Genomic DNA, 11,696 nt, shown 5'->3' on the forward strand with positions numbered 1-11,696 from the left:
CATAGATCTCCGATTCTGGAACCCCCAGGGCGAACCCGAGTCAATCCGCCGCACCAGATATGTGCATGCCCTAGCGCCTTCGCGGGGACGACACCGACATTGAGGGTGCACCCCGCGTCTAACGCAGGTGCCTACGCCGCGCTATGCACCTTCAACACCCCGCGCCGAATCTGATCCTCCTCGATCGATTCGAACAGGGCCTTGAAGTTGCCCTCGCCGAATCCGTCGTCGCCCTTGCGCTGGATGAACTCGAAGAAGATCGGGCCGATCGCGTTGGCCGAGAAGATCTGGAGCAGCACCTTGGTCTGGCCGCCCTCGACCACGCCTTCGCCGTCGATCAGGATGCCGTTCTTCCGGAGACGCGCGAGGTCCTCGCCATGCTTGGGCAGGCGCGCGTCGATCCGCTCGAAATAGGTCTCCGGCGGCGACGGCATGAAGGGCAGGCCGGCGACGCGCAGGCCTTCGATGGTGCGGTAGATGTCGCGGCAGCCGCAGGCGATGTGCTGGATGCCCTCGCCGCGATAGGTCTTCAGATATTCCTCGATCTGGCCGGAATCGCCGGCGTCCTCGTTGATCGGAATCCGGATCTTGCCATCTGGGCTGGTCAGTGCGCGCGAGAACAGGCCGGAGGCGCGGCCCTCGATGTCGAAGAAGCGGATCTGGCGGAAGTTGAACAGCTTTTCGTAGAAGCCGGCCCAGACATCCATGCGGCCGCGGTGGACGTTGTGGGTGAGATGGTCGAGATAGAACAGGCCGGCGCCGGCCGGCCGCGGATCTTGTGCGCCGAGCCATTCGAACTCGGCCTCATAGGCCGAGCCTTTGGCGCCGTAGCGGTCGACCAGATAGAGCAGGCTGCCGCCGATGCCCTTGATCGCGGGCACATCGAGCGTCTTCTGCGCGGATGACACATCGGCAGGCTCCGCACCGAGCGAAATCGCGCGGTCATAGGCCGCCTTCGCATCGACCACGCGGAACGCCATCGAGGGGGCGCAGGGCCCGTGCGTGGCAACGAACTCGTAACCGTGGGTGCCGGGCTCCTCGTTGACGAGATAGTTGATGTCGCCCTGGCGATAGACCGTGATCTTCTTGGTCTTGTGGCGCGCGACGGGCGCATAACCCATCAGCTTGAACAGCGCATGCAGCTCTTGCGGATTGGGATGCGCATATTCGACAAATTCGAACCCGTCGGTGCCCATCGGATTGTCGGCGCTGACAGTGGCCGGCGGTGCATCGTGCGGAAACGGTCCCATGGTGTTCTCCCGAATTGCTGTTGAAAGGAATTATCCTTCATGGGACGCGCAAGGAGCGTGCAAACGAGACGGCATTTAGCTATCCTATGCACGATCTGTGCATGAAATGGACAAAGCACGCATGATTCAGGTTGACGCTTTTGACCTCAAGATCCTGGGCGCACTCCAGGACGACGGCCGCCTCACCAACCAGGAGCTGGCCGACCTCGCGGGACTTTCGGCCTCGCAATGCTCGCGGCGGCGGATGCGGCTGGAGGAGGAGAAGGTGATCGCGGGCTATCACGCTGATCTCTCCAGCGAGGCGCTCGGCTTCAGCGTGATCGCCTTCATCCAGGTGGGGCTCGCGACCCATTCGCCGGACAATTCCAAGCGGTTTCGCGCGCTGGTGAACCGGATCGACGAGATCCAGGAGGCCTATTCGCTCACCGGTGACGCCGACTACGTGCTGAAGGCGGTGCTACGTGATCTCAAGGGCCTCTCCAACCTCGTCAACGACGTCTTGATGCCGCATCAGAGCGTGGCGCATGTGCGCTCCTCGATCGTGCTCGACAGGCTGAAGGAGAGCTCGCGCTTGCCGCTGAGGGAGATCAAGGCCGGCTGAAATCGAGGGAACTACGTCATTCGCGCTCCCCGCGCGATCTGCGATGATCCCAGCCAATCCGGAGATTCAGCCATGGCCCTCCAGCTTCGACCGAACTGCGAATATTGCGACCGCGACCTGCCGCCCGATGCAATTGATGCGCGGATCTGTTCCTACGAATGCACGTTCTGTGCGGATTGCGTCGAGACAAAACTGTCCAACGTCTGCCCGAACTGCGGCGGCGGCTTTGCGCCGCGACCGATCCGGCCGACGCAGGAATGGCGGCCGGGCGTCTGCACGAGCAAGCAGGCGCCATCGGACAAGCGGGTGCATCTGAAGTACAGCGTCGAGGACGTCGCGGCGCATTGCGCGCGGATACGGGACGTGCCGCCGGAGAGGCGGTAGGTCTCTCCACGCCGTCGATGCGTAGGGTGGGTTAGCGCAGCGTAACCCACCACGTCTGCGACCGCGGACACTGAAGAGGTGGGTTACGCTGACGCTAACCCACCCTACAAGACAGGAGCGCGCGGCTACTCCGCCGCCAAAATCGTCCCTTCCACCTCACCGAACCCCACGCGATAGCCGCTGCCCTGGCACCAGCCGCGCATCACGAGGCTATCGCCATCCTCCAGGAATGAGCGCTTGGCGCCACCGGGGAGCTCGATCGGCTCGGTGCCGTTCCAGCTGATCTCGAGCAAGCTGCCGCGCTGGTTCTTCTCCGGACCGGAGATCGTGCCGCTCCCCAAGAGATCGCCGACATTCATGGCGCAGCCGGAGGAGGCATGGTGCATCAGCTGCTGCACCGACGACCAGTACATGTATTTGAAATTGGTGCGGCTGATGCTGGCGGGCGCGTTGGCGCCGGCGGCGCGCAAGGAGACGTCGAGCTCGACATCGTAGTTCTGCGGTTTGCCCTGCTTGAGATAATCCAGCGGCACCGGCTCCTGCTCCGGCCCCTTCTGGCGGAACGGCTCCAGCGCCTCGCGCGTCACCACCCACGGGCTGATCGAGGTCGCGAAGGCTTTTGCGAGAAACGGGCCGAGCGGCACATATTCCCATTGCTGGATGTCGCGCGCGCTCCAGTCGTTGAGCAGTACGAAGCCGAAGATCATCTCCTCGGCTTGTTGCTCCGTGAGCATGCCGCCCATCGGCGAAGGCTGGCCGATCACGACGCCCATCTCCAGCTCGAAATCGAGCCGCTTGCAGGGCCCGAAGCTCGGCAGCTCGACATTCGGCGGCTTCAGCTGCCCGCGCGGCCGTTTCACCTGGGTGCCGGAGACCACGACCGTGGAGGCGCGACCGTTATAGGCGATCGGCATGTGCAGCCAGTTCGGCTGCAGCGCATTGTCCTTGCCGCGGAACATCACGCCGACATTGGTGGCGTGCTCCTTGGACGAGTAAAAATCGGTGTAGCCGGAGACGGTGAAGGGCAGATGCAGCCTTGCATCGCGCACCGGCACCAGCGCGCGGCTGCGCAGCTCCCCATTGTCGCGCAGCTCCGGATGATCGGCCCGCAGGAGCTCGCTGATCCGCGCCCGCGTCCTGGTCCAGGCCTTTGGTCCCAGCGCCATGAAAGGATTGAGCGAGGCCCCGGAGAACACGCCGAGCGGACCGACATCGAGCCGGGAATCCTGCTCGAGCTCCCAGAGATCGAGCACGTAATCACCGATCGCGACGCCGACGCGCGGCGTCGGATTGGCCGCGGTCGAGAACACGCCATAGGGCAGGTTCTGGATCGGGAAGTCGGAGGCGGGATCGACGTCGATGAAGGAGCGGAGGCTGGGGTCGTTGGGGTGGGTTGTCACTTTCGACTCGATTCTTTCTTCCTTCTCCCCTTGTGGGAGAAGGTGGCGCGAAGCGCCGGATGAGGGGTCTCTATCCGCGAGTCCGAATGAGAGAGGTTCACTCGCGGAGAGAACCCCTCACCCGTCTCGCCGCTATGCGGCGAGCCACCCTCTCCCACAAGGGGAGAGGGTAAGAACGTCACGGCTTGCTCGGATCGAACCGCTTCTCCAGTCCCTTCCAGCAATCCGCGTAATCGTCCTGCAGCGTGGACGCGTTCGCGGCGTGCGCGGTGACGCGCTGCGGGTAGCGGGTCTCGAACATGAAGGCCATGGTCCCCGTCAGCTTCACCGGCTTCAATTCGCCGTTGCTGGCATGCTCGAAAGCGTCGCGATCCGGGCCGTGCGGCAGCATGCAATTGTGCAGGCTCATGCCGCCGGGGACGAAGCCTTGCGGCTTGGCATCGTAGACGCCGTAGATCAGGCCCATGAACTCGCTCATGATGTTCATGTGATACCAGGGCGGACGGAAGGTGTTGTCGGCGACCATCCAGCGCTCGGGGAAGATCACGAAGTCGATATTCGCGGTGCCCGCGGTCTCCGACGGCGAGGTCAGAACCGTGAAGATCGAGGGATCGGGATGATCGAAGCCGATCGCACCAACCGGCGAGAAGGTACGCAAATCGTATTTGTAGGGCGCGTAATTGCCGTGCCAGGCGACGACGTCGATCGGCGAATGCGGCAGAGTGGTCTTGAACAGCGAGCCGCCCCATTTCACGAACAGCTCGGTCGACGTGTCCTTGTCCTCGTAATGCGCGACGGGGGTGAGGAAGTCGCGTGCATTGGCCAGGCAGTTGGCGCCGATCGGCCCGCGCTCCGGCAGCGTGAACGCGCCGCCGTAATTCTCGCAGAGATAGCCGCGCGCCGGCCCGTTCGGAATCTCGACGCGGAACTTGACGCCGCGCGGGATCACAACGATCTCGCCGGGCTCGGCGTCGATGCGGCCGAACTCGGTGACGAGTCGAAGATTGCCCTGCTGCAGCACGAACATCAGCTCGCCATCGGCATTGTAGAAATGCTGATCCACCATCGATTTGGTGATGAGGTAGACATGCGCGGCCATGCCGGCCTGCGTATTGACGTCACCCGCCGTCGTCATGGTCTGCACGCCCTGAACGAAGGTCACATCGTCCTTCGGAAGCGGCGTCGGGTCCCAGCGCATCTGCGCGATCGGCAGATCGTATTCGTGGCATGGCGCCGAACGCCACAGGCCGGCCTCGACTTTCTCGAAGCGGCCAGAATGCTTCACCGACGGACGGATGCGATAGAGCCACGAGCGCTCATTGGTGCCGCGCGGCGCGGTGAAGGGCGAGCCGGACAATTGCTCGGCATAGAGTCCATAGGCGCAGCGCTGCGGCGAGTTGCGCCCGATCGGCAACGCGCCCGGCAGCGCCTCGGTCTCAAAGCTGTTGCCGAAGCCGGACATGTAGCCCGGGGTGACCTGTGCCGAGCTTCGGACGATCTGATCGGGCGAGGTGTTGATGTTCATCACTATCCTCCTCCTTGCAGGGCTGCCCACATGTCCTGGTCGCGCTTGTCGGTCCAGATCACGGGATCGTCGATCCCCGACGCCTCGTCAAAGGCGCGCGACACGTTGAACGGCAGGCAGTGCTCGTAGATGGCGAAGCTGTGGAATTTCGGATCCATCACCTCGCGGGTCGCGGCCATCGATTCTTTCAGCGTTCGTCCCTTGGCCACCGAGATTTCGGCCGCGCCGTAGAGCGAGGTGACGAAATCGCGCGTCATTGCGATGGCCTCGCGCACCGTAGCCGTGCCGTTGAGCGCATCGCCGCGGCCCGGCGCGATCGCCTTGGGATTGAAGTTGCGGATCTCGTTCAGCGTCATCGGCCATTCGCGCAAATGCGCATCGCCGCAATAACAGGCCGAGTGATATTCGATGAGGTCGCCGGAGAACATCACTTCGGCATCAGGCACCCAGGCGACGATGTCGCCGGAGGTATGGCCGGCGCCAAGCTGCATCAGCCGCACCTCACGCTTGCCGAGATAAATGGACATCTCGCCTTCGAAGGTCAGCGTCGGCCAGGTCAGGCCGGGGATGCTTTGCGCATCCTGGAACAGCCGCGGGAAGCGGCCGTATTCGGAATCCCAATCCTGCTTGCCGCGCTCCTCGATCAGACGATAGGTCTCCTGCGAGGCGACGATGCCTTGCGCCTTGTAGGCGGAGGCGCCGAGCACGCGCACGGCGTGATAGTGCGACAGCACGACATATTTGATCGGCTTGTCGGTCACAGTGCGGACGCGCTCGATCACCTTGTTCGCCATCGCCGGCGTCGCCTGCGCGTCGAACACCAGGCAACCGTCGTCGCCGACGATCACGGCCGTATTCGGATCGCCCTCGGCGGTAAAGGCATAGAGATCGGTGCCGATCTCGGAGAAGGTGATCTTCTTTTCCGAGAGATCGCCGGTGGATGCGAAGTTCTTCGCCATCAATTCGTCCTTTTAGTCTTCTGGGTTATTGTTGTTGCTGTTGTTGCTGCTGACCGTCGATCATGCGGCGCTTGGCAAGCTCGATCGCCTCACGCAGCACATCGATCTCGCCGATATGGTTGGCGAGGATCAGCACCAGCGCCGCATCGAAATCGGCGCTCTGCTCCTCGGTGAGCCCGCGATGCGCCTCGACGATGGCGCGAAAGGCATCGTCCGGCCGCGCAAAGTTGGAGCTGGTGGACAACGGCATGCGAAACCTCAATTGAGACCTTGAGCCTGCGACAACGCAGCCGCGATCGCGGCGCGCGTCGGATGGCGGAAGCGCGCGGCGACATAGCCATCGGGCCTGAGCAGATAGGCAGCACCCGGCGCGGCGTCATAGCGCTTTGCGACGAGGCCCGAGGGATCGGCAAGTCCGCCCTCGCCGCCGATGCGAACATCCTTGACCCCGTCGGGCACATCGATCGCCGCACCATTGCTGAACGAGAGCAGGGTGAAGTCCGTTCCACCCTTGCGGAAGGCGTCCGTCAGATAGGCCTGCTCGGCAACCGGCGCATCGAGCATGGAGCAGCCGGGAGACGGTCCGCCGCCCCAGACATCTGCATCCGGCGACGACAGCGGGGAATCGTAGCTGCACGGCACCGAGAGCCGGCCGCCGTTGACCATGCGCTTGCCGAACTCTGTCTCCTTGGCGAGCGACAGCACCGCCTTGCGCAGCCGCGCTTCCTGATGCGAATTCGGCGCCATGAAATCGGTCGAGCGTGTCGACTCGCGGATGTTCTCGTCGGCCGCCATGCTGCGCTCGGCATGATAGCTCTCGAGCAGGCTTGCGGGCGAAGTGCCGCGCAGCACGCGATCGAGCTTCCAAGAGAGATTCTCGGCGTCCTCGAGCCCGGAATTGGCGCCGCGGGCGCCGAACGGCGAAACCTGATGCGCGGAATCGCCGGCGAAAATCACGCGGCCATGGATGAAGCGGTCCATCCGCCGGCACTGGAATTTGTAGAGCGAGATCCACTCGAACTCGAACTTGTCGTGGCCGAGCATGCGCGCGATCCGCGGCCGCACATTCTCCGGCTTCTTCTCGACCACGGGATCGGCGTAGCGATTGAGCTGGAGGTCGATGCGCCAGACATCGTCGGGCTGCCGGTGCAGCAGCGCGGAACGTCCCGGATGGAACGGCGGATCGAACCAGAACCAGCGCTCGGTCGGGAATTCCGCGGTCATCTTGACGTCGGCGATCAGAAACTGGTCCTCGAACACCTGTCCCGCGAACTCGGCGCCGACCATCTGCCGCAGCGAAGACCGCGCGCCGTCGCAGGCGATCACATATTGCGCGTGCAGGCGGTAGGCGCCCTCCGGCGTCTCGATCGTCAGCGCCACGCCGTCGTTGCGCTGCTCCAGCGCCGTCACCTTGTTGCGCCAGCGCAGGTCGATCTCGGGCAGGTCGCTGATACGATCGACCAGATAGGCTTCGGCGTAATATTGCTGGAGATTGATGAAGGCGGGCCGCTTGTGGCCGTCCTCGGGCAGGAGGTTGAACTGGTAGAGCAGGGAGTCCCCGTGGAAGATCCGGCCGACGCTCCACACCACGCCCTTGGCGACCATACGGTCGCCGACGCCGAGCCGGTCCCAATATTCCAGCGACCGCTTCGAGAAGCAGATCGCGCGCGAACCTTCGCCAATGCGGTCGGCGTCATCCAGCAGGACGACGCGCTGACCGCGCTGGGCAAGATCGATCGCGAGCGACAGCCCGACCGGGCCGGCGCCGACAACCACGACCGGATGCTCGGCCGGGCCTTGGCCGGCGCGGTCCTGATCGGCATGGCGGCGATAGCCGAACTGGGCTTTGGCCTGATGTGTCTTGACCTGAAGTGGCTTGGCCTGCGCCATACTCGAACCTCGGCTATGGTCAGGAGAGCACTGATCTGCTAGATAGTCTCACGTGCAACTATTTTGGACCGGAGCCGGCCGGCCGTCAACTGGAATTCGGAGCGCGCCCCTTGGCGAGGACATCTGGCGATATCGCACTGAAGGCACGGCAAGCCGATGAGGCCTCGGCGCGGCCAAAAGCCCGACTCGATCTGTTCAAGTTCGTGCCGTTCCGCCTCAACCGGCTCGCGGCCGAGGTCAGTTCCGCGCTCTCGGTCGAATATCAGGAACGGCATGGCCTCGACATTCCGGCGTGGCGCGTGATCGCCACGCTCGGGTTCCGCAACGATGCCTGTAGCGCGCAGTACATCGCGCAATGCACCCGCACGCACAAATCCACCATCAGCCGCGCGGTGACCACGCTGCTCAGCGAGGACATGATCGAGCGGGTCGAGAACGAAGCCGACCGCCGCGAATTCCGCCTGCAACTGACGAAGAAGGGCCGCGCGCTCTACGAAGAGCTGTTCCCGCAATTGCTGCGGCGGGAGGACGAGATCCTCGCCTGCCTCTCCGCGCAGGAGCGCAAGCAGCTCTCGACGCTGCTCGGCAAGATCGAGGAGAGTCTCGATCTGATCCAGACCAGCAAGGAAGCGGACGCCAAGCAGGCGTATTAGCGACTCATAGAGGCGCAGACGTCGGCTTTTGGGAGTCCGGTTGAGAAAGCTTGGTAGGCCCGTGACGGCAGTGGCGTATATAGCGATGCTACTTGTGGCCTTTGCTGCAGCTCGCGCATACGCGGTTGACATGGGTTATCTGGCTCCCCCCGGAGTCGCTGCAAACGAGTTTCCCTCACCGCAGCGCCCTGTCGCACGAATCGTCAGCCCGCGCCGCTCCGCCGAAGAGCGCCGCGACGCCCTCAATGAGGCCGGTCAAATCGCACGCGTTCTTGAGCTGAAACCAGGTATGACAGTCGGCGACATTGGAGCAGGCAGTGGCTACCACACGGTCAGGCTCTCGCACCTCGTCGGACCCGCCGGCTCTGTCGTTGCCCAGGACGTCACGCGGGATTACCTCGTCGAACTCGCCAGGCGAACAAAACTTCTGAAGTTAACGAACGTGCAATTCGCGCTCGGCGAACCCCACGACCCGCGTCTGCCCGCTTCCTCGCTGGACGCCGCAATCCTTGCGCATATGTATCACGAGATAGCCCAACCCTATGCCTTCCTCTACAATCTCGCGCCCGCCTTGAAGCAGGGTGCACGGGTGGGAATTGTCGATCTTGAGCTTCCGACGTCGAAGCACGGCACGCCAATTGAGCTCTTGCGCTGCGAATTAACTGCCGTCGGCTATCGCGAGGTCGCCACATCTAAGCTCGCAGGGGACGGAGGATACCTGGCGATATTCTCTCCGCCGGAGCTAGCGGCTCGAAAATCTCCCCGCGATATCGTTGCTTGTGTGGATCCTGCCGGCACTCGTTGAAACCATATCTGCCGCCCGTCTCGGAGACCGCACACGTCCGAGGAAAAGGTCAGACTGGAATTGCCGATCGAGACTCAAACCGGCGCTCTCGACCCGGCTCGGCAAGATCGAAGCGAGTCTCGACCTGATCCAGACCAGCAAAGAGGCCGACGCCAAGCAGGCGTATTTGCCGACGCTGTCATTCCGGGGCGCCGCAAAGCGGCGAACCCGGAATCCAGAGATTGTGGCGCGCGATTCCGGGTTCGCGCCTCGCGCGCCCCGGAATGACGGCTTCGCCCTCACTTCGCAAATGACCGCGACGGCGCCAGATGCAGTGCCCAGGCATCGACCTTGTCGCTGGCGCGCGGATAGATCTCCGTCACGATCGGATCGTGGCCGGGGATGAACCGATCAGGATGGCCGGCGAGGCGCTCGATCGTTTCCCAGCCGACCGCCATGTCGCCGACATTGTAGACGATCGGGAACGGGCTCTTGCGCTGCAGATTGGCGTAGTAATGCGCGGCATCGGACGCCAGCACCACCGGCCCGCGCGCGGTTTCGACCCTGACCACCTGCAAACCGTCGGAATGGCCGCCGACACGGTGCACGGTGACGCCGGGCGCGACCTCGCCGTCGCCCGAATAGAAAGTGACGCGCTCGCCATAGACGTGGCGCACCATCTGCGTGACGTGCTCGACCGAGAACGGATGTCGCAGCAGGCCGTTGCACATGCAGCGCCCCGTCGCATAAGCCATCTCGCGCTCCTGGAGATGGAAGCGCGCATTCTGGAAGCGGTCGAGATTGCCGGCATGATCGTAATGCAGATGCGTCACGATGACGTCGCGAATGCTCGATGCCTTGACGCCAAAACGCTCCAGCGCATCGACCGGATTGAGTGTCAGCTTGCGCGCCCGTGCGCTCGCCTCCTCGGCATTGAAGCCGGTGTCGACCAGGATGTCGCGGCCACCCCCTCGGATCAGCCAGACGAAATAGTCGAGGTCCTGCGCCGCGCTGTCATGCGGATCGGGCTGAAGGAAGTTCATGCTGGGGGTGCGCGGCGACATCGTCGCATAGCGCAGGGCGTAGATTTCGTAGGCGTTTCCCATGATTCTTGCTTTTTGCTTTGCTTTTCTGAGTGGACCTTCCGGGACGATCCTGCGCACCAAGCCATTGTCCGCTGCAAAGGTCAAACGCCCCGCGGCGCGACGGAGCCATGCCCTCAATGTGAGACCAATCACATTTTCGTCGCCATGGAGGCCCTAACGTGCCGCCGGTAAGATCGAGCCGGATCACGTCGAGCACAAACATGACAGCCTGTTTATTCCCCCTGCGGCGCACCCGGGCGTTGCGGTCAATCGTCGCGATAACGCCGAATCTCCAAGTGGTTGACGCCTCCCGTCCCCGGTTTGATAATGCAGGAAGCGTAAGTTAAGGTCGCCGCGGCGCAAGCTGGTAACGGCGCCTTTTTGGCTGGACCGCGCTGATTATGAAAATTCGCTTCTTTCTTCTTCTGCCCTTGCTCATCTCGCTCGTCCCGACGGCCCCATCGCTTGCGGCCGGTGACCGCTTTGCGCTGGTCATCGGCAACGCGAAGTACCCGGATGCGGATGCCCCGCTGAAGGAACCGATCAACGATGCCCGTGACGTCGCCGACGAGCTCAAGCGCGACGGCTTTTCGGTCGAGATCGCCGAGAATCTGACCGGCGACGGCATGCGCCGCGCCTTCGACAAGCTCTACGGCAAGATCAAGCCGGGATCGGTGGCGCTGGTATTCTTCAGCGGCTTCGGCATCCAGTCGGCGCGCCAGAGCTACATGCTGCCGATCGATGCGCAGATCTGGACCGAATCCGACGTGCGCCGTGACGGTTTCAGCCTCGAGACCGTCCTCGGCGAGCTCAACACCCGCGGCGCCGGCGTCAAGATCGCGCTGATCGACGCCTCCCGGCGCAATCCGTTCGAGCGCCGGTTCCGCAGCTTCTCGGCTGGCCTGACCCCGGTCATCGCGCCGAACGGAACGCTGGTGATGTATTCGGCGGCGCTGGCCTCGGTGGTCTCCGACGCCGGCGGCGAGCACAGCCTGTTCGTCCAGGAGCTCCTGAAGGAAATCCGGGTCCCCGACCTGATGGCCGAGGAGACACTGAACCGGACCAAGATGGGCGTCACCCGCGCTTCGCGCGGCGAGCAGGTGCCTTGGATATCCTCTTCATTGGCCGAAGATTTCTCGTTCAGCCCGGGAGCCGGCGGGTCGCG

12 protein-coding genes and 1 pseudogene are annotated in these 11,696 nt (G+C 63.5%); 6 read left to right on the forward strand and 7 right to left on the reverse strand.

The window, feature by feature from the left end:
• Positions 1-131: 131 nt before the first annotated feature.
• Complete coding sequence (hppD, locus tag XI03_RS02155) at positions 132-1,250, reverse strand: 4-hydroxyphenylpyruvate dioxygenase (protein ID WP_271591178.1); 1,119 nt, start codon at positions 1,248-1,250, stop codon at positions 132-134.
• Positions 1,251-1,371: 121 nt separating this feature from the next.
• Here hppD and XI03_RS02160 point away from each other — a divergent pair, with 121 nt between their 5' ends.
• Positions 1,372-1,851 (forward strand): Lrp/AsnC family transcriptional regulator, encoded by a 480-nt coding sequence (locus XI03_RS02160; RefSeq protein ID WP_271591179.1) that lies wholly within the window; start codon positions 1,372-1,374, stop codon positions 1,849-1,851.
• Between the two features lie 72 nt (positions 1,852-1,923).
• Positions 1,924-2,235, forward strand: a complete 312-nt coding sequence (locus XI03_RS02165) for a DUF1272 domain-containing protein (protein WP_271591180.1) — start codon at positions 1,924-1,926, stop codon at positions 2,233-2,235.
• A gap of 125 nt (positions 2,236-2,360) precedes the next feature.
• Here XI03_RS02165 and fahA read toward each other — a convergent pair whose 3' ends face one another.
• The 5 genes from fahA to XI03_RS02190 all read right to left on the reverse strand — a co-directional run bounded on the left by fahA (position 2,361) and on the right by XI03_RS02190 (position 8,009).
• On the reverse strand, positions 2,361-3,635 hold the full coding sequence (gene fahA, locus XI03_RS02170) for a fumarylacetoacetase (RefSeq protein ID WP_271591181.1): 1,275 nt from the start codon (positions 3,633-3,635) through the stop codon (positions 2,361-2,363).
• 178 nt (positions 3,636-3,813) lie between these two features.
• Entirely contained in the window at positions 3,814-5,160 is a 1,347-nt protein-coding gene (hmgA, locus tag XI03_RS02175) for a homogentisate 1,2-dioxygenase (RefSeq protein WP_271591182.1), read from the reverse strand.
• Between the two features lie 2 nt (positions 5,161-5,162).
• Positions 5,163-6,119: an MBL fold metallo-hydrolase gene (locus tag XI03_RS02180; RefSeq protein ID WP_028143902.1), complete on the reverse strand. Its 957-nt coding sequence runs from the start codon at positions 6,117-6,119 to the stop codon at positions 5,163-5,165.
• Positions 6,120-6,144: 25 nt separating this feature from the next.
• On the reverse strand, positions 6,145-6,369 hold the full coding sequence (locus XI03_RS02185) for a DUF2783 domain-containing protein (protein ID WP_028143901.1): 225 nt from the start codon (positions 6,367-6,369) through the stop codon (positions 6,145-6,147).
• Between the two features lie 8 nt (positions 6,370-6,377).
• Positions 6,378-8,009 (reverse strand): FAD-dependent oxidoreductase, encoded by a 1,632-nt coding sequence (locus tag XI03_RS02190; protein ID WP_271591183.1) that lies wholly within the window; start codon positions 8,007-8,009, stop codon positions 6,378-6,380.
• 110 nt (positions 8,010-8,119) lie between these two features.
• Here XI03_RS02190 and XI03_RS02195 point away from each other — a divergent pair, with 110 nt between their 5' ends.
• The 3 genes and pseudogenes from XI03_RS02195 to XI03_RS02205 form a co-directional block, all read left to right on the forward strand.
• Positions 8,120-8,662 (forward strand): MarR family winged helix-turn-helix transcriptional regulator, encoded by a 543-nt coding sequence (locus XI03_RS02195; RefSeq protein WP_212429555.1) that lies wholly within the window; start codon positions 8,120-8,122, stop codon positions 8,660-8,662.
• Positions 8,663-8,747: 85 nt separating this feature from the next.
• Complete coding sequence (locus XI03_RS02200; protein ID WP_038973104.1) at positions 8,748-9,467, forward strand: class I SAM-dependent methyltransferase; 720 nt, start codon at positions 8,748-8,750, stop codon at positions 9,465-9,467.
• 85 nt (positions 9,468-9,552) lie between these two features.
• Positions 9,553-9,633, forward strand: a pseudogene (locus XI03_RS02205) (MarR family winged helix-turn-helix transcriptional regulator); the annotation flags it as partial.
• Between the two features lie 112 nt (positions 9,634-9,745).
• Here XI03_RS02205 and XI03_RS02210 read toward each other — a convergent pair.
• Positions 9,746-10,552: an N-acyl homoserine lactonase family protein gene (locus tag XI03_RS02210; protein ID WP_271591184.1), complete on the reverse strand. Its 807-nt coding sequence runs from the start codon at positions 10,550-10,552 to the stop codon at positions 9,746-9,748.
• Between the two features lie 380 nt (positions 10,553-10,932).
• On the opposite strand from XI03_RS02210, the gene XI03_RS02215 reads away from it, so the two are divergent.
• Positions 10,933-11,696 (forward strand): caspase family protein (locus tag XI03_RS02215; protein ID WP_271591185.1); only part of this gene is annotated, 764 nt, incomplete at its 3' end.

Source organism: Bradyrhizobium sp. CCBAU 65884 (genome assembly GCF_028128835.1).
GTDB lineage: Bacteria > Pseudomonadota > Alphaproteobacteria > Rhizobiales > Xanthobacteraceae > Bradyrhizobium > Bradyrhizobium ottawaense.